Source organism: Brenneria sp. L3-3C-1, assembly GCF_016456245.1.
GTDB lineage: Bacteria > Pseudomonadota > Gammaproteobacteria > Enterobacterales > Enterobacteriaceae > Brenneria.
In genome coordinates this window covers 19,403-36,506 of sequence record NZ_JAEMHF010000012.1, presented here as the reverse complement: position 1 = coordinate 36,506, position 17,104 = coordinate 19,403, and the positions used below count along the sequence as shown (strand labels likewise).

Sequence of the window (17,104 nt, the reverse complement as noted above, 5' to 3'; positions counted from 1 at the left end):
GTTTTTTCGATCGGTGTTTTAATTGATTTAATCGATCGATATATATTTAATGATAGCTAATAACTATCATTATTTTGATTTTGATCGTTACAAACGATATGACGGCCCACAAAAATAATTGAATCCTATCAATTGGTTAATCAGGTGGTTTTGCTGCGTTATGCCAGTAAGAACAAGCTTTAACGACTACAGGTGCGCAGCAGACTACCACTACATAACAGCATTTTGATTATCAGGATGGATAGGAAGATGAAGAAGATTTTACTAGCTGCTTCTGCAGCTCTTTTGTTGGCGGGATGTGGTGAGAAAGGCGACTTTGAAAAGGCTATCAACGCGAAAATTTCAAAATCAAAGGTGTGCTACTCACTGCAGAACAATGATTTCGATTTCAACAAAGGTTTTCCAGTAAAGGTTAATCATGGCTATCGTTCTGCTGGATACAATGCCAGCGATGAAATCCTGAAAGGGCTTGTTGAACAGGGATTGCTCACTGTTTCACAGCAGTCTAACGGCTTTAGCAGTGTTGATGTTCTGGAAGTCACCGACAAAGGCCAAGAGGTTGAGTTTTGGGATCGGGAAGACGGTGCCTGCGTTGGTCATCGGGTTGTCGCTGAGGTCACAAGCTGGACTGAACCAAGCGAGGGTAATGGCGCTAAAATCACGCAAGTGACCTATACATGGAAACTGGATGGCGTTCCGGGCTGGGTTGATAAAAATGCGTTCTCTGGCGTCAAGGGGATGGCTGAACCAGAAGAAGCCAAAATTGTTCTGGTGAAAACCAATAACGGCTGGGCAGCTCGGTAATTACAGGAAGAACGCTATGAACTCTATCTATGGGGTGCTTTTCATCGGTCTGCTGATGAACATACCATCACTGGCACCTGTGCTGTTTCTATATAAGATATCAAAGAAGGTGAAGCTATCGATGGCATTGAGGCTTTTTCTACTTAACGCCTTTTTGGTGCTATCGCTGGTGACGGTCTCGCAAAACAATACGCAAAAATACGGGCTGTTTCCTGTATGGCTGGTGTTTACTGCTATCGCGCTGTTTCTGGTCATGCTGGTGCCAACGGTAAAATTCATACGTAAGCATTTAACTGTAGGTAAAAGCCGTGCGGTTATCCTTTCATCATTCCTGATTGCCTATGCCATTAGGTTTCACGGCGTGTTCTCAGTTGGGAGCGGTAGTGGATATACGCTTAATGGATACAACGCCGCATGGACATTTTTTTTCTTGTTTGCCTGTCTGCTGGCTTATCTCGGTTGTGCTGGGAGTAAAACATATTCAGGTTATTCTGCGCCGTCATCTGCACCGCACTCCGATTATTTCAAACCGACCAAAGAGTACGAAATACAATCACAAATCGATTATGATATTGCTGTTAAGGGGTGGAGTGTTCTGTCTGATCCCAATCTGAGCATTGTTGAGCAACAGCGTTATAGAGACAGGATTGCTAAAAACAAAGCTGACAGTATGTAAATAACTTTGCGGATGTGTTAATAAATTGTATGGGGTGATGTGTCGTGTAATAGGAATATAAATATTAGCGTGCTAAATAATGATATAGAAAAAGCTTTTCAACTCTGAATAGCTGTGGCAAATTAGTAACACCTATATCGATATTCTAAGAAGATTATAGAAATTGGCACTATCATCAATAGCATTAATTGGCGCTGCAGCTGCATTAGCTGCAGTTATCTTTAAAAATAAAGAGAGCCGAACCAAAGAGGTTATTGACTTTGCAAAATTCAGTAAGGAGGATGTTGATGCATCACCGCAGTTAAAAATAATACAAAATGATATTAACACTTATCTTACCGGAGTTAAAGATACTCAATTTCATGAAATACTTTTGGACATTATGGCTAAGTATCACAAGCCAATTGGCTATTTTTCGAAATTAAATGATAAGTTAATATTAAACCACCCTTATTATATCTCAATAAAGAAGGAGAAGATGGGGTATAGATACATGAGAGAAATACGTGATTCAATATCCAGTTTTTTGCATTTTTTTGTTTTTGTTATACTGATTTTTATGTCAATGAAGTATGAAAGTAATCCAAGTGTTTGGGTGCAATCAACCGCACTGGTTTTGGCAGCAACATCGGGAGTAGTTCTCTATTATTGGCTTGCTAATATTGAGAGCAAACAAAGGCTTTTTTTTAATAAAAAGATATTTTCTGAATATGATAAATTATTTAAACATTATTCTAATGTTAAGAAGCAAGAGGTTTTCAAAACCCATAAAAGCACATAAATAAATTGGTTTGTTATTGGCTTTTTATCTCAGCATATAATTTATCTCAGATAAATTTCTTCTGATGATGGGGATATACCAGTATATGACTTTACTGATATTACAGTGAGTTAACAAACTAATAGTTGTTCAACTTATTTTTTCCAATACAGTTATTACCTGTCTTTATAGATATTATATGGTCTCAGTTTGCGTATTTGCGGTTTCCTATCAGCGGCTAGTGTTGGTATGTAGTCAAGATTGCTATCAGGCTGCGCTGGTTTAACCGGACGACTTGGGAAACGGCTGATCTCGTCTTTGGTTGGTTTATAGTTGTCACTGTTAAATCTGGCTCGTTTTTCATACTCAACGCGTGGAACATAGATACCCTGAACCTCATCAAACACATAGTTTTCGGCAATACGTTTATCGTGATCAGCTTCAACAGAAACCGGGGCCGGTTTCTTTCTTGCCCAGACAAATTTTTCCTTTATATATTCCACTACCAGTAAAGTGAAACGTTTAAAAATACCGTCCTGACGAGGTTTAGCCTGCTTCCTCATGCTTTTAACAGGAGCGCGTTTGACCGCTCTGGCAGTTGAAGAGGATAGGGTTTTCAATTTGGTACGTGTATGAGGCGCAGGGGCAACCAGAACAGGCTTTTGGTCATCTGATGATGCTGACTGCGAACCCGTTTCCGGTAATACGATTTCAACAGGCTCAGACAGTTCGGACACGGTGAAACTTCTAAGGTCAACAACGATCTGCAGATCCAAATCTTTGAAGGTGTTGTATGTGGCCTGAGCTTCTTGTTTCATCTCATCACGAACAGCCTGTTCAGCAGCACGATTCTCCTGAACGTGCTTACTGTTCCACTTGGCACGATGAACACGCTGCATTGGTGAACGGCTGGTCAGTGTTGCCTTGGCAAGCCATAACGCTTTTTCTTCTACATCTAAGGTAATAGTGGCGTTTTCGAGTGCTTCACTGTGTTGAGCATCAATAGAACGGTGATCAATACGCTCATTACTGCCAGCAGTGGCAAGATAGTGATTGGCAATCACAGACCATGATTCACGCCAAAGGATTACGTTTTTCTTGTCATTCCAGCTTCTTTCTTTTTTGCCGAAGCCATCAGCGGTGATCGGTTTTAATGTCAACATCACATGCGCATGAGGATTATTACTGTCAAGATCATGAAAAGCGATATCAGCAATCATGCCCTTATCAACGAAAATTTTTTGGCAGTATTCAACAACCAGTTTTATCTTGTCTTGATTGCTCAGTTCACAGGGAATAGCTACATCAAAATAACGGGCTGTTTGACCATCTTTCTGACGCTCAACTCTCTCAACTTCATTCCATAGTGCTGTTGAGCTTTCAACAATATGAGCAGGTGCTGAAACAGGGGCTAATATCTGATGATGGAATAAATCTGTTCTGTGGCTGAAATCATATGTATTACCTGTACGATCATCTGTTATTCTGCAACGCGCATGGTAGGCAGCTTTCCTACAGGAAGACATACCTTCAGAACGTTTCACAATTTTAAACTCCAGATGAAAAATCGCCATATAATAAATAACCTCAAATATAACTATGCTGCTGTTAGTTTTTCGCAAGAACAACTCAATGTGTTGACCTCGGTTTTGTTTTTAGCCTGCGGCAGGCAACCGTCGGTAGACCCCACACGCTCACGAAGTGAGTGTATAAGTGGGCATTGTTTTTTCTAACAATGTAAAAAACGCTTACTTAATTAATACGAAATATATGAATGTCTGTAAAACCAGAACAGAACAAAACGCCGAATTAAACGGCGCTATCTGGATGAAAGGGCGAAGTATTACGCGATATTACACAGATGGGTTTTAGATGGCGTCCGAAGGACAAGAATAGTGTTAATTTATCCCGCCGTAAGGCGGGAAAATACTAAAACAAGAAAATAGTAGCTTTTATCTGTAGTTTTCGTTGTTGCACGATTAACAGGTTAGTCATATAAATCAGAATGAAAATTTAACAGGTGAAATGAAAATCATTAACGAGAAAAATTAAGTAACGTGGTGAGTATTAGACAAAATAGTTAGTGATTACTATCGCATAGTGTTGCTATGAAATAGCATTAATTTCAATGAGCATTAATGCTGTAATGTGGGGTATTAATATCAGTCTTATGAGTTGGTATTTTATAAAATAAAATGAGTTGCTTGTATTGATAATTATCCAAAATATGGTAAAGGATAACCTATAACAAACATAAGGAGGTTTAATGTATAAAAATAATGATGAAGCCATTGATTGGGAAGCCAAGCGACTTCTTGATGATGGTATCTATACCGATACAGAACAAGCCTATTTAGAAGCAGAAAAGATAGTAATAAATATTAGGGAACAAGCAAAGCAGCGCCAGATAAAGCAACAGTTCAAGATGAAAATAAAATCAGTCAAGAAACAAATTGGTAATGGTTATGATTATGCTGACATCCCTTATGCCAACAAGAGAAAACATTTGGGAGATAAACAATGACAACAAAAACAATCAAACAGCAAATTGCTTCAGCACAGGAACGCCTATACTTCTTGGAAGCTAAAAAGAAACAACAAACGAAAAAAGAAAATACCCGTCAGAAAATTATTTTCGGTGCAGAGGTTGCCAAAGTCTTAGGATGTGATATTGGTTATGTAGATAAGGAACTGGTCTTTGGGATTCTGCTTGATATCCCGAATCTTCATGAAAGTGATATTGAAAGGTATAAAGCACAGGGCCAAGTCTATATCGAAAATGTTTTAAATAAATCCAAGTCCTAATCATGTTTTTCACGTCCGAACGGTGAACCGGCCTAAAACTCGCTTTTAGGTCGGTGAACTGTTGAGCAAGCCCCAGAGGGCGCGGTAGTCAATTTTCGGTATCCTTTCGATACCTGAGATGAAGCAATGGATAAGGACGGCCCTGACTGTCAAATTTGGAGTGTCCAATCTGGTCAAAACCAATGCGCGTATAGAAGCCTACTGCCTGCTGATTTTGTTCGTTTACATCTGTAGTCAATTGTGGGTATTGGGCTAGAGCTACCTGAATCATTGCTTTTCCTACCCCTTGTCCGTGGTAATCTGGATCTACAAAGAGCGCTTCCATATGCCTGTTATGCAAATACATGAAGCCAATAATGCTCCCTGAAGAACCGCAGGCAAGTGTGAGTTCTACTGTCGGGAAAAAGGTTAGGAGTTCCTTCTCTATAGCCAAGCGATCTTCCAATGCTAAAAAATGATGCGTAGCATCAATGGCTTTATTCCATATTTTCATTATATGTGGAATATCTTTCGGGGTAGAGGTACGAAAATCAATCATAGCTTAATATTCCATTTGGATTATTGTTTATTGTGTTCGATGATAGGTTATATCACAACAGCGATGTCAATGAATAATCTTTTGTTGGGTCATTATAACTCTGTTCATAAATGTTGTTGATTGTTTTTTAAAGTTTACCAAGCTCTTGACCACTTTTTTATTTTTGCTAATTAATAATTACGTGAAAATAAAAAAGGACTATGGAAATGAAAATAACAAATAAAAAAGGTTTTTCCTTATTGGAAATAACATTGGTTTTAGGTATTGGCACAGCAATGGCATTCATAAAGTTTCAGGACATGAAGAACGATCAGGAAACCATTACGGCGAATACCGTAGGATCACAAATAAAGCAGATAGGTGAGGCGACTAACCGCTATATCAGTATTCGCTTTGACAAACTTTCAACCCTCTCATCGAGTAGCAGCCAGAGCAGTGATCCGGGGCCAAGAACCTGTTCGGCTAATGGATGTGAAATCACTTACCAAACGTTGGTTAATGAAGGTTTGCTGCCTGCTACTTATACCGGCATCAACGTGCAGAAGTCCTCTTATAAGATTTTGTTAAAACGCGCTGGCATTGCGCCTAATTATGTCATCAATGGGTTAGTCATCACAACCTTGCCTTGGACCGAAGGAAGCCGTGTGCGTTATGACTTGTTAGGTAAAGCCATGCAAGCAGCGGGTATCGATAGCGGTATGACGCAATCAGCTTCTGTTGCATCTGGCACTGCCGGTCAATGGACGGAGAACCAAAGCAACTACGCCGCGATCAATGCTGTGGGGCTGTTGGCCTACCGAGTAGGGTATGACAGTTCTATGTATTCAGTTTACCTGCGTCGTGATGGCACATTGCCAATGACGGGCGATCTCAACATGGGAGGCCAAAGCATCAACAACGCCAAAGATATTACCGCGTCAGGTGATGTCAACGCAGTTTCATTCAATGGTTCCTATGGGCGCTTTGCCAAGAATGTCAGTGTTTCAGAAGATTTCACGGTGACGGGCTTCTCTACTTTTGGCAAAAACGTATCAATGAACAGCTACCTTACCGTTAAGAATGGCGTTGATTCGGATAGCTATGTAGCGGCTAAAACCAATAGCAGCCGTCTGCAAATTGGCGGCGGTGGCTCCAGCAATCAGAATGCGGTGCTGGTTAACGTATCTGGTGGCGCGGGTGATGGCTATCTCTCCATTAACGGCGATAACAACTCATCGGTTAAGCTGGATGTATGGGGAAGTCAAAAGCTACGTGGTGATCTTGCTCTATCAGCATCAAATGATGGTAAAGCCGAAGGTGGGATCAGTGCATCAGGAAATATAGCGGGTAGATACATACTACCCACTTCAATAGCCATTACCGGGGAGACATGCGCACCTAACGGGCTTATCAGTAAGGCAACCGATGGATCGCCAGTATGGTGTATCGATGGCAAATGGAAGGGGAATGAAGGGAACATGATTGTTTCGTCTGGGAGCATCAACAACAATTCGGCCTTTACCTGCAGAAGTGGCGCTTCTGGTAAAATACTGGTTCACGCTTACTTCAATTGGGTTGTTTACTATGCTGTTTATCAAATGACAGCCAACCTTTATGCCAATGGTCTACTTGTTGAATCTGATAAAACCGCTGCCTTTGAATATGATCATGGCAGGGCATCAGGTTCAAGTGTGACGCTATTCCACACCGTAGAGACGCCATCGGGCAGTGATTATACCTTTTCAGTTGCGGCTACAAGCGATAACCTTGTGAAGGTGAGTTATTCTTGTGTGGGCGTGTAAATATTTTTAATGTGATATCCTCGTTGTATCTGAATGGCTTTTTAAGGTAATCCATTCATCACGAAAATAACCAACAATATCCTTTGCGTGTTGATTAATTTTCTCAATGCCTTATCTCTGTATTTATCAATAACAAGTATGGAGATAATCAATGAAAATAAATAACGTAAACCAGAAAACCCAGCAAGGGTTCTCTTTGTTAGAACTGCTTCTTGTGCTTGGCACCATTGCTGCTTTAATTGTTGGTGCATTTATCGTGTATCCCAAGGTTCAGGCGGCACAACGCGCAGAAGCTGAATCAAAAAACATTGCAACTATTCAAGCAGGGATAAAATCACTCTATGCCGCTTCTGCTACCTATGCGGGGTTAACCAATAGTGCCGCAAACAAAGCCGGGGCATTCCCTGCCAATATGATTAAAATTGCAGGAGCAGGGACCAATATAGTCAATACGTGGAAGGGGTATGTTACGCTTGCTCCTGCTGCCTCTGGCCCATCGAGAACTGCGGGAAGCGCATTTACCATCACTTATACTGGTGTTCCTGCTGCTGAGTGCACAAAAATCATCTCAGCGGTAGCGGGTAATTTCTATCTGGCACAAGTTGGGACAACAACTGTAAAGGATGTGGAAAGTAATCTTGATGTTGAGGCTACGACTGAAGCCTGCAGTAATGGTGGAAACAGCAACGTACTTGTTCTTACGTCATTATAAATACCATAGTGGTAAACGTTCACGTTCTAAAGAATATTAATGTGGATGATAAATAATTAAAAAATGTTCATTATTGCTGATCTAAAGCTTAGGAATAAAAATCATATCTTCTAAACACTGACTAAGTGTTCAGATAGAGTTTAACACCATCAATATTCGGCAGCTCATTGCCCTCAAACACAATAGCTACACTTCGTGTAGGTCTTGTTAGGCCAACATAAAGCTTCGCTCTGGCATCGTTTGTTAGCGGCGAACTTGAATTCAGAATCCAACTGAGCATAGGCTCCGAAGGATAAATAACAACCCTTTCAAACGTAAGGCCTTTAGACTTACCAAACGTATAAACTGGATAACGTTCATCAACGGAGCGCTTAGAATTCCATCGTAATTGAATCGGCGAAAATTTTTCGAGATAGCCTGTTAGGAGATGCTTAGGTAATAAATAAACACCATCATGCCCACTTTCATTAAACTTATTAGAAACTGCAGCAACGACATTTGGATATAATTTATTTGCAAACTTATTTATCTCGTGAAAACACCGATGGTTCTCAACAAGAGTTGTATTATCGACATCTATATCAATTTTCTCATTCATAAAAAAATTTACAATCTCTGCCCTTTTGTATTTCTTGTTTTTTTCAGTATTAACAGTACTATAGGTAGCCTGTCTTGGATCACCAACAAGGATGACATCCAGTTGCGAGTCAAATAGCCTTTCAAGAATTTCCAAATCATAACCGGCAAGATCCTGCACTTCATCGACATAAATGTAATTGAAACATTTGTCTAATCGCCTAAAAACCTCGCCATTTGAAATTTCGTTACATCTGACCGCGAGTTTTGCTAATTTATCTGAGTAAACTCTGTAGCTTGAGTCGAAGTAATGTTCCTTAAAGTTTTTATTTTCTCCCCAGTAAACAGGCCTTCCTTTGATTAAGAAAGATCTTTTACCAGATTTTTCAGTACAAAGAACCATACCCTTTATGTCGTAATCAAAAAGGTGCCCCTGATAAGGTTTCACACAATGACGTATGAGGAAAGAAAACCATGTTATAATATGTATTCTCTCAGGAATACAACCACAGCAATTAATGATTTTTTTACAGATTTCTTCTTTACATGCGTCCGTAAATGTAGTTATTAAAACATTATTTCCTTGTTGCGTCTTATCAATGGCGTCATTCACAACGAAAGTTGTTTTCCCTGCTCCAGCTGATGCAATTATTATTTTGTTCATGCGATTGCATCCAAAATATATTGTGGATAGCTTACGCTCAACGCTGCTGTATTCTTGAAGTTAAACAAACATAAGCTGCATTCGGTTTTTTTAGATTTCATATACCGTCTCAGGTCATCTTCAGTTTTATGATCAGTACCAAGCATGGTATTTAGGTTAGCTAATCCATTCACTTTCAATAACTTCGGTTCCAATGTGTTATAATTATATGGTTTTGAACCTATAATCAAAGAACCTAGATCAACCGTTGAGTCATAACAAATTTTAATATGTGGCTTAATATTTGGTGGCAAATATTTGCTATATTTTTTCATTACTGCAGTAACATCACCATCATTATCCGTAACAACGCAGGTTGTCTTTTGAAGAATATCTGCGATTTCTAAAAATCTTAAAAATGATATACCGACTGAAATAACCTCAATTTCATCCTCAATTGGAAGTCTCCCAGCATTTGTATCCATGTAGGCCTTCTGCACTACCAATTCGTCAGAGTCTCCTTCAACTAATATGGCTTTTTTACATAAAATCAACCTTAAAGTATCATAGCCAGCAATTTTCTCAAAAAAATCTTTAGTAGTAGGTGATAAACCTGATAACTTCACTGTTTTTTTATTTGAAAGAAAAATTAAATCGCTTAGGCCTAATTTGTTTGCCACGAAACTACTATGCGTTGTAATAATTATCTGTTTTTTACCGCAATTATCTTTAATGGTCTTAATTAAATGATTCAGTTTGCTATGTGATAAATGATTTTCTGGTTCTTCAATAAGAATAACATTTGATTCCCTTGCTTTATTATGTGAAAGAGCTAAGTTTGTTTTTACAATACTTTGTTCCCCTTTTCCGATATAATTAAAAGGAACATCATCTAAGCAAGTAATTAAGCTAGTTTCCCATGCTTTCTGGGATGATAGTTCAACAGATATGGTGACATTTTTATTGGTGATTTTACTTGCAGTGATTATTTTTCTGTTTATCAGCGAAATAGAAGGATCCTCGATAAAGGATTCTTTCATTTTTCGATGGGATTGAGATACACTAATAATCTCATCCTCCGTGAGAAAATCCTTTATAATTCGACTAATATATACATCAGAACCATTATTTCCTCGCCCTGAGGTAGAATCTATAAATGCCGATTTTAAAGGTATATTTCTTGATGTAACTGATTCCCTATTAAAGCCTTTCCATTCTACACTATAATATTCAATTGGAAGAGTTTTGATATCATCAGTTGCTATCAATGTCTCATATGCTGCTTTATAATCATCATCGAATTTTATTTTGAATGAAACACCTGCCCCGGATACTTTTGCAAGGTTACCGTCACCAATAAGGAATGATGTCTCAGGGGTTTCCTTGAAATGGATCTCAATAATTAACTCCGGTGGGGCTAATTTGGCGGGCGTCTTAAGACTTTCAATATATTCTTTGACAAGAGTTTCATTAAAGAGATATTGCGTGATGTTGTTTTTTACAGGCTTTCCAGCATAAAGTCCAGTAAGCCCCATGTTTATAGCCTCAAGTATCGAACTTTTTCCAGCCTCATTATCGCCGACTATAATGTTCACGCTATCATTGAAATCAATACAGAATCTATCTTTGAAACCTTTCAATCCCTGAATTATGAGCTTGGTAATGATCATCTTAACCTCCTAATTTTTTTACTTTTATATAATGCCGAATTCTTTATTGCAATCGACGGATAAACAAACTGAAAGTCCTCGTATAGAAAGCATGATTTTAGTCAAGTTGGCCTGCTCGATTGATTAACACACCGTGGTACTTGTAATGCCCGCTATTGGACTCGCCGACCGTCATAACGCAGTGGGCTTAAATCGGTAAAACGCTAACTGGAGCACGGACCCGTACATTTTATAAACAAAAAATTGATGTACGCTTTGATGTGCATTATAATGTATGTAATAAAACACGCTTTCAGGTGAGATATGGAACGCATTCTTGCAGAAAAATCTATCAATATCACCGAGTTAAGAAAAAACCCGGCGAAATATTTTATTGATGAACCGGTTGCCGTTCTCTCCAACAACCGTCCCGCTGGCTACATGGTCAGTGCAAAGGTGTTTGAAGAGCTGATCGATCTGTTGGAAGAAAAGCAGGGCAGGGTTCACACCGCTGCGCGATTCAGGCCAACGGCTGAACGTTTAAGTGATATTGCGGATAGCGGGCAGAAACTGCTGCAAAACGCCTCTGACAAGGATCTGACCGAGTTCACGGAATGAGCATCAGGATTTTCAAGTCAGCACTGATTCGCCAGCAATTAAGCCAGCAAGAGCTTGACGCTTTGGCGGCGGATTTTCTGTCCTATAAAAAGGATGGCGTGTTGCCAGATACCTTTGGTCGTGATGCACCCTATGATGATGACCGCACCTATCCCTTAGTAAAAGAGGAGCAGGTGGCTCACATTCATCTTGCCGATGCAGATGCCCCTTTCCCTAAGTTTTTACGTCAGTTCAAACGAACCAGCGATCAGGCGCATTTGGTATACTGCCAAGGTGCGATGGATCCCGATGCCTATCTGTTGATTATCATCCTGAAACCCGAAGCCCATAAAATGGCACGCAACAATAACCATATGCACAAGATCGGGATGATAGCCGAAGCGTTCAGGATGAAGCATTAATCTGGTCAAAAAACACCCAGTCATTCGGGGCAGAAAAACATATGGGGGCATCATTGGGGGCATGTAGGTTGTTGAAACAGAATATTAATTAATACTATCAATGTGATATTCGTCAGGTGTGGTTCCTATTATCGAACCAAAAGCTGGCGCATGAAATAAGAAAACATATCTCCTCCGGCGTATCAGTATTAACACCCAATCAGGTGGTCGAGACGCTTTCCATACGTATCGAACCGCGCAGTCTCTGACGTTTAACTCAGGTCATGCAGCTCTTTATCCATCGGCGGGGTCAGCGTGATATCACGAAAATCCACTGACAACCCGTGACGTTCAGGCGTACAGCACATCACCCCTATCTTTGCGACGCCGCGTGGAAAATAGCATAAGCGCAGCAGTGGCCAGTGTTGACTATTCGTCGAGTACTGTAATCTCAGGCTGTCGCCTTTGCGGGTCAGGCGAAGCCAGAACTCCCGTGGGTTGCCTGTAAAGATGCCGGTTGCCCAGTCTGAATTTTCCAGCGTCAGTACGCTGCCGATGGCGGGCGTGCCATCGTTAAACTCGATACCTGCTTTAAGCCAGTGCTGGTCATCCGACATAAGCATGATCCCTGCCTGGTCATATAGTTTGTGGAAGTCCGCGCAAACTTTCACCTGAAAAGTGAAATCGCCGGTTACGTCAGTGGCGAAGATATGACCTGAGAAACGTTTAAACCCGTACCAGGTTTTTTGCCAGAAATCGGTTTTATCATCAGTGACAACAGCTAGCGTGCTGTTCTCAAGCCGCCATTGTTGAGGTTCATTAATCCAGTAAAAGGAGTTGAGCATTGTCTCTCCCGGGGACGGAAACAGGCATTCGCTTACAGCCTGTCAGTTGGGCCAGATCATTAACGTAAATTTCAAACCGCACAGAAGTAGTATAGATGATCATGGAAAGCGGATAACGGTTGCGCACTGAAGACGGCAGGCATCCGACTGGTGTGGTGGCCCCTCCGACCATATTGGTAATTTCAGACATCCCTTCCGGTACTGGAATGTTGGAGTTTACCGCCGCCTGGGTATACTCCTGCAAAATGTCCGTCCCGATGTATAAGATGCAGGTCACGATCAGCGTACCGCTAATGAACATGCGGAACATATTTCGCTTACAGAACGGCGTTACCATGGCCAGCAGAAACATTAATGAGGCCAGATCGACAAATGGCAGAACGCGATTGCCCGGTAGAATAATGGACAGAACCACCGCCATCGGAATTAACGGCCCCTGCATCAGTATCTCGATCATTTTCGGCAGCAGCATGGCGGCGGAGACCTTAATCGCCAGCGAAACCGCCGCCGAAGCGTCGTATCCGGCAAGGAACGCCAGCCCCAGCCCCAGCCCCAGCACAAAACCCAGCATCAGCGGTTCATCAAATACGCCGAACTTTTTATTAATACTTTCCGGGGCAAAATTGATTTTATTGATCAGTGGGAGCTTATCAATAATATAATTACAGACAATACCAAACGGCACGTAGGCTATACAGGTAAGATGGGGGAATGAAATCCCTTTGAGATTATAATTTTTTTGTAAATAGGGTGCGGTTAAATCCGCCGCCAGTAAGGTTAAGACAAATATACCGAAAGTGATTACGACGGAGAGCCAGTAGTTTCCGGTTCCGGCGTATACCACCGAACCCATAATCAGGTAAAAAGATAGCATAGCGGTCGTGCGACAGTATGCCGGCTGGTTAGGAGATTTTCGTAGTGAGGTTATTGTAGGTTAATTTATCGACAAAGCAGAATCCCGTCCTGCGTTGACTCATAAACCTACAGTTTATCGTTCCCCAGTTACTATACCGTTATTGTGTGAAGTGACCCACGCTTTTGGGAAATTTTGCATGGGATTTCTATGGTGGTTTGGTTACCGGAGATGTTACCGATATTGAGCCTATTTTGTATAAAGGGTTGGATGATTTTTATCATTTGTTAAGCTGTAAATTCACTTTTGGTTTACAAGACGCTGGATTCAGTTAATTATCATTATTTAAAATAAATTATTGATATAAAAATCTAATAATTTTACCAAGGGTGTGATAATTATTGTAATCTTCAATGTCAATATTTTCTATTGAGTTGATTTTTTCAGTTATTAACTCTGACAAAACTCAAAAAAATAGATAAAAAAATCACACAAAATAAAATTCAATTTGGGATATCCAATTTAAAATTTATTAGCATGTTAATTATTTATTTTTTAATGAAATTAAAACGCGCGAAATATAGCGTTTTTTGTTTAATTAAAATTGAAGGCGTCATAACGGTAACATAGACGCTTTACCTGTTTTTTTTACGAAAACTGGTTGTAATATTTTGTTTTTACTGTCTTTTTGTTGTGGGTGTTTACTTGGCTATATAGTCGTTGACCATTTATTAGCGTTGTGTGTATGATCCAACGACAAAACATAGCTGTATTAAATACTTTATCGAATGATGTTTTTTTGTTCGATTCAGGCTATGTTTCATCCGATTTAATAATAGCTTTAGTGAGTTCGCATAAAAATGCGGATGTTATTTCTTTATCTCTCGCTGGTCGAAAAACAAATAACCTATTTGTTCGTCGAATGGTCTGCCATTTATGGATTTTGGTAGGGTTTCGATAGGAATCGACTTTATTCATCCGGGCCAGAGCGCCCTTACGTTGGTATAGACATATGGCAAAAGGAACTGATGGTGCATCTGTCGCACCAAAAGAACGTATTAATATCAAATATGTCCCGGCTACCGGTGGTCAGCAGGCGGAAATAGAACTGCCGTTGACGCTGATGGTGGTGGGAAATATGAAGGGACGCACAGAGGAAACGCCTATCGAAGAGCGCCAGACGGTATCGATCGATAAGAACAATTTTACCTCAGTGATGAAAGAAGCCAATCTGGAACTGAATTTCAGCGTGCCTAATCGTCTTGAAGAAGACAGTCAGGACGATTTGCCCGTGAAACTGAATATTGATTCTCTGAATGATTTCTCCCCCGATCGTATTGCTCAACAAGTACCTGAATTACGTAAGTTATTGGAATTGCGCGAGGCGCTGGTGGCGCTAAAAGGTCCTCTTGGCAATATTCCTTCTTTCCGTAATCGTTTGCAGGATCTGTTGTCCAGCGAAGAGGCCAGAGAGCAGCTGCTCAAAGAGCTGGATCTGGTAAAACCCGCCGAATAATTGATGGTTACTGACGAGATAGGGAAACAAATATGTCAATAGTTGAAGAACAGGCGCAGAGCGGGGCGGCCAGTGCCTCTGGTTCATTGCTTGACGAAATTATGGCGCAGGCGCGCATTACCCCGGTGGACGAAGGATATAGCGTCGCCAAACAGGGGATCGCCGCACTGGTTGCCAACATTCTTGATAGCGGCAACGCGGCAGAGCCAGTGAATAAAGCGCTGGTAGACAGCATGATCGTCGAACTGGACAAGAAACTGAGTAAACAGATCGACGTTATTCTGCATGCGAAAGAACTTCAGGAACTGGAATCTTCCTGGCGTTCTCTGAAACTGATGGTGGATCGCACCGATTTTCGTGAAAACATCAAGCTGTTGGTGTTGCACGCCACCAAAGAAGAACTGCTGGAAGATTTCGAGTTTGCGCCTGAAATCACCCAGTCCGGTTTCTACAAACACGTTTACTCCAGCGGTTACGGACAGTTTGGCGGTCAGCCCATCGGCGGGGTGATCGGCGACTATGCGATGACCCAAAGTTCGCCGGACATCAAGCTGATGCAGTATGTCAGCGCGGTAGGCGCGATGGCCCATGCGCCGTTTATCTCTTCCGTCGCGCCGACATTCTTTGGCGTGGACAGCTTTACCGACCTGCCTTCCATTAAAGATCTGAAATCGGTGTTTGAAGGCCCGGCCTACACCAAATGGCGCTCGCTGCGCGAATCTGAAGATGCTCGTTATCTGGGGCTGACCGCGCCGCGCTTTTTAGCGCGCCTGCCTTATGATCCGATTGAAAACCCCATCAAGGGTTTTAATTACAAAGAAGACATCAGCTCCAACCACGATCACTATCTGTGGGGCAATACCGCTTACCTGATGGGAACCGCCTTGACGGACAGTTTTGCCAAATATCGCTGGTGCCCGAACATCATCGGCCCGCAGAGCGGCGGTGCGATCACCGACCTGCCGGTGCATGTTTATGAGGCAATGGGGCAGCTTCAGGCCAAAATTCCCACCGAAGTGCTGATTACCGATCGCCGCGAATACGAGATGGCCGAAGAGGGCTTCATTACGCTGACGATGCGTAAAGACAGCGATAATGCCGCATTTTTCTCCGCCAACTCGGTACAAAAACCCAAAGTGTTCCCGAATACCAAAGAGGGTAAAGAGGCGGAAACCAACTACAAGTTGGGTACTCAGCTGCCGTATATGTTCATTATCAACCGCTTGGCCCACTACATCAAAGTGTTGCAGCGCGAACAGATTGGTGCGTGGAAAGAGCGTCAGGATCTTGAGCGTGAGCTTAATGGCTGGATTAAACAGTACATCGCCGATCAGGAAAATCCGCCGGCGGACGTTCGTAGTCGTCGTCCACTGCGCGCAGCCCAGATCAACGTGCTTGATGTGGAAGGTGAGCCGGGCTGGTATCAAGTCACCATGTCGGTTCGCCCGCACTTTAAGTACATGGGGGCCAACTTTGAGCTGTCTCTGGTAGGGCGTTTAGATAAGGAATAAGACTGATGCCGTCGCTTTCTGCCTGGGAAAGGGGAACTGCGGCCAGCCTGTTTGATCGTATCCGGGGGGAAGAGCAACGAACTTCCCCTGAATCGGATGTTGAAGCGCTGATTGCGTCCGTTAAGCGTCAACTGGACAACGTGCTCAATACCCGGCCCGGGAATTGTCGCAGCGCACCTGAGCTTGGCGTGATTGATTTTAATGATGCGACTCAGGGCGGCGCGGATATCCGGGGCAAAATCCGGGAAGCGATCAAACAGTGTATCTGTCGCTTTGAACCTCGAATCGTTCATGTGGACGTCAGCGAGTCGGATTATCCGTCCAATCCGCTGGAGATGTCGTTTCAGGTTACCGCCCATGTCAGGTTGGAAGAGCTGGAGCAGATCGCCTCTTTCAATATTCACATGGATAGTCATCGCCATTACAGAATGATCTGA

At 41.9% G+C, this 17,104-nt stretch carries 17 protein-coding genes and 1 pseudogene; 12 read left to right on the top strand and 6 right to left on the bottom strand.

What is annotated here, in order from left to right; translation table 11 throughout:
• Positions 1-249: 249 nt before the first annotated feature.
• The 3 genes from JG725_RS18280 (at position 250) to JG725_RS18270 (ending at position 2,261) form a co-directional block, all read left to right on the top strand.
• Positions 250-804, top strand: coding sequence for a lipoprotein (locus JG725_RS18280; protein ID WP_199379285.1), 555 nt, complete (start codon positions 250-252; stop codon positions 802-804).
• Between the two features lie 16 nt (positions 805-820).
• Entirely contained in the window at positions 821-1,480 is a 660-nt protein-coding gene (locus JG725_RS18275) for a hypothetical protein (protein WP_199379283.1), read from the top strand.
• Between the two features lie 163 nt (positions 1,481-1,643).
• Complete coding sequence (locus JG725_RS18270) at positions 1,644-2,261, top strand: hypothetical protein (RefSeq protein WP_199379281.1); 618 nt, start codon at positions 1,644-1,646, stop codon at positions 2,259-2,261.
• A gap of 155 nt (positions 2,262-2,416) precedes the next feature.
• Here JG725_RS18270 and mobQ read toward each other — a convergent pair whose 3' ends face one another.
• Complete coding sequence (mobQ, locus tag JG725_RS18265) at positions 2,417-3,814, bottom strand: MobQ family relaxase (RefSeq protein ID WP_199379280.1); 1,398 nt, start codon at positions 3,812-3,814, stop codon at positions 2,417-2,419.
• A gap of 692 nt (positions 3,815-4,506) precedes the next feature.
• On the opposite strand from mobQ, the gene JG725_RS18260 reads away from it, so the two are divergent.
• Together JG725_RS18260 and JG725_RS18255 are read left to right on the top strand one after the other, a co-directional pair.
• Positions 4,507-4,764 (top strand): hypothetical protein, encoded by a 258-nt coding sequence (locus JG725_RS18260; protein ID WP_199379278.1) that lies wholly within the window; start codon positions 4,507-4,509, stop codon positions 4,762-4,764.
• Positions 4,761-5,045, top strand: a complete 285-nt coding sequence (locus JG725_RS18255) for a conjugal transfer protein TraD (RefSeq protein ID WP_199379276.1) — start codon at positions 4,761-4,763, stop codon at positions 5,043-5,045. The genes JG725_RS18260 and JG725_RS18255 overlap by 4 nt, the downstream gene beginning before the upstream one ends.
• Positions 5,046-5,133: 88 nt before the next feature.
• On the opposite strand, the gene JG725_RS18250 is transcribed toward JG725_RS18255, so the two are convergent.
• Positions 5,134-5,583: an acetyltransferase gene (locus JG725_RS18250; RefSeq protein ID WP_199379274.1), complete on the bottom strand. Its 450-nt coding sequence runs from the start codon at positions 5,581-5,583 to the stop codon at positions 5,134-5,136.
• A 206-nt stretch (positions 5,584-5,789) separates the two neighbouring features.
• Between JG725_RS18250 and JG725_RS18245 the strand changes: the two genes are divergently transcribed.
• Together JG725_RS18245 and JG725_RS18240 are read left to right on the top strand one after the other, a co-directional pair.
• Positions 5,790-7,364, top strand: a complete 1,575-nt coding sequence (locus JG725_RS18245) for a shufflon system plasmid conjugative transfer pilus tip adhesin PilV (RefSeq protein ID WP_233356491.1) — start codon at positions 5,790-5,792, stop codon at positions 7,362-7,364.
• Positions 7,365-7,515: 151 nt separating this feature from the next.
• Positions 7,516-8,076: a type 4 pilus major pilin gene (locus JG725_RS18240; protein ID WP_199379272.1), complete on the top strand. Its 561-nt coding sequence runs from the start codon at positions 7,516-7,518 to the stop codon at positions 8,074-8,076.
• A 121-nt stretch (positions 8,077-8,197) separates the two neighbouring features.
• Here the strand turns inward: JG725_RS18240 and JG725_RS18235 are convergent, their stop codons facing one another.
• Together JG725_RS18235 and JG725_RS18230 are read right to left on the bottom strand one after the other, a co-directional pair.
• Entirely contained in the window at positions 8,198-9,316 is a 1,119-nt protein-coding gene (locus JG725_RS18235; RefSeq protein ID WP_199379270.1) for a UvrD-helicase domain-containing protein, read from the bottom strand.
• Positions 9,313-10,965 carry an ATP-dependent endonuclease gene (locus JG725_RS18230; RefSeq protein WP_199379268.1) on the bottom strand — a complete coding sequence of 551 codons (1,653 nt, stop codon included), beginning with the start codon at positions 10,963-10,965 and terminating at the stop codon, positions 9,313-9,315. The genes JG725_RS18235 and JG725_RS18230 overlap by 4 nt, the downstream gene beginning before the upstream one ends.
• Before the next feature lie 303 nt (positions 10,966-11,268).
• On the opposite strand from JG725_RS18230, the gene yafN reads away from it, so the two are divergent.
• On the top strand, positions 11,269-11,562 hold the full coding sequence (gene yafN, locus JG725_RS18225) for a type I toxin-antitoxin system antitoxin YafN (RefSeq protein ID WP_009111694.1): 294 nt from the start codon (positions 11,269-11,271) through the stop codon (positions 11,560-11,562).
• Positions 11,559-11,963, top strand: a complete 405-nt coding sequence (locus JG725_RS18220) for a type II toxin-antitoxin system YafO family toxin (RefSeq protein WP_233356490.1) — start codon at positions 11,559-11,561, stop codon at positions 11,961-11,963. The genes yafN and JG725_RS18220 overlap by 4 nt, the downstream gene beginning before the upstream one ends.
• Positions 11,964-12,214: 251 nt before the next feature.
• Here JG725_RS18220 and JG725_RS18215 read toward each other — a convergent pair whose 3' ends face one another.
• Together JG725_RS18215 and JG725_RS18210 are read right to left on the bottom strand one after the other, a co-directional pair.
• Positions 12,215-12,787 (bottom strand): DUF1349 domain-containing protein, encoded by a 573-nt coding sequence (locus JG725_RS18215; protein WP_199379266.1) that lies wholly within the window; start codon positions 12,785-12,787, stop codon positions 12,215-12,217.
• 136 nt (positions 12,788-12,923) lie between these two features.
• Positions 12,924-13,649, bottom strand: a pseudogene (locus JG725_RS18210) (PTS transporter subunit IIC); the annotation flags it as partial.
• Positions 13,650-14,652: 1,003 nt separating this feature from the next.
• Between JG725_RS18210 and tssB the strand changes: the two are divergent.
• Genes tssB through tssE form a run of 3 tightly spaced genes read left to right on the top strand, consistent with a single transcriptional unit; the run spans position 14,653 to position 17,104 of the window.
• Positions 14,653-15,156: a type VI secretion system contractile sheath small subunit gene (tssB, locus tag JG725_RS18205; protein WP_172291687.1), complete on the top strand. Its 504-nt coding sequence runs from the start codon at positions 14,653-14,655 to the stop codon at positions 15,154-15,156.
• A gap of 32 nt (positions 15,157-15,188) precedes the next feature.
• Positions 15,189-16,667: a type VI secretion system contractile sheath large subunit gene (tssC, locus tag JG725_RS18200; RefSeq protein WP_172291688.1), complete on the top strand. Its 1,479-nt coding sequence runs from the start codon at positions 15,189-15,191 to the stop codon at positions 16,665-16,667.
• 5 nt (positions 16,668-16,672) lie between these two features.
• On the top strand, positions 16,673-17,104 hold the full coding sequence (tssE, locus tag JG725_RS18195; RefSeq protein WP_172291689.1) for a type VI secretion system baseplate subunit TssE: 432 nt from the start codon (positions 16,673-16,675) through the stop codon (positions 17,102-17,104).

Bases quoted from the DNA above. Each gene is read 5' to 3' on its own strand.
- JG725_RS18250 (WP_199379274.1), bottom strand. From the start codon at position 5,583: ATGATTGATTTTCGTACCTCTACCCCGAAAGATATTCCACATATAATG.
- JG725_RS18240 (WP_199379272.1), top strand. From the start codon at position 7,516: ATGAAAATAAATAACGTAAACCAGAAAACCCAGCAAGGGTTCTCTTTG.
- JG725_RS18260 (WP_199379278.1), top strand. From the start codon at position 4,507: ATGTATAAAAATAATGATGAAGCCATTGATTGGGAAGCCAAGCGACTT.
- JG725_RS18255 (WP_199379276.1), top strand. From the start codon at position 4,761: ATGACAACAAAAACAATCAAACAGCAAATTGCTTCAGCACAGGAACGC.
- yafN (WP_009111694.1), top strand. From the start codon at position 11,269: ATGGAACGCATTCTTGCAGAAAAATCTATCAATATCACCGAGTTAAGA.
- tssB (WP_172291687.1), top strand. From the start codon at position 14,653: ATGGCAAAAGGAACTGATGGTGCATCTGTCGCACCAAAAGAACGTATT.
- JG725_RS18220 (WP_233356490.1), top strand. From the start codon at position 11,559: ATGAGCATCAGGATTTTCAAGTCAGCACTGATTCGCCAGCAATTAAGC.
- JG725_RS18230 (WP_199379268.1), bottom strand. From the start codon at position 10,965: ATGATCATTACCAAGCTCATAATTCAGGGATTGAAAGGTTTCAAAGAT.
- JG725_RS18215 (WP_199379266.1), bottom strand. From the start codon at position 12,787: ATGCTCAACTCCTTTTACTGGATTAATGAACCTCAACAATGGCGGCTT.
- JG725_RS18275 (WP_199379283.1), top strand. From the start codon at position 821: ATGAACTCTATCTATGGGGTGCTTTTCATCGGTCTGCTGATGAACATA.
- tssE (WP_172291689.1), top strand. From the start codon at position 16,673: ATGCCGTCGCTTTCTGCCTGGGAAAGGGGAACTGCGGCCAGCCTGTTT.
- mobQ (WP_199379280.1), bottom strand. From the start codon at position 3,814: ATGGCGATTTTTCATCTGGAGTTTAAAATTGTGAAACGTTCTGAAGGT.
- JG725_RS18280 (WP_199379285.1), top strand. From the start codon at position 250: ATGAAGAAGATTTTACTAGCTGCTTCTGCAGCTCTTTTGTTGGCGGGA.
- JG725_RS18245 (WP_233356491.1), top strand. From the start codon at position 5,790: ATGAAAATAACAAATAAAAAAGGTTTTTCCTTATTGGAAATAACATTG.
- tssC (WP_172291688.1), top strand. From the start codon at position 15,189: ATGTCAATAGTTGAAGAACAGGCGCAGAGCGGGGCGGCCAGTGCCTCT.
- JG725_RS18235 (WP_199379270.1), bottom strand. From the start codon at position 9,316: ATGAACAAAATAATAATTGCATCAGCTGGAGCAGGGAAAACAACTTTC.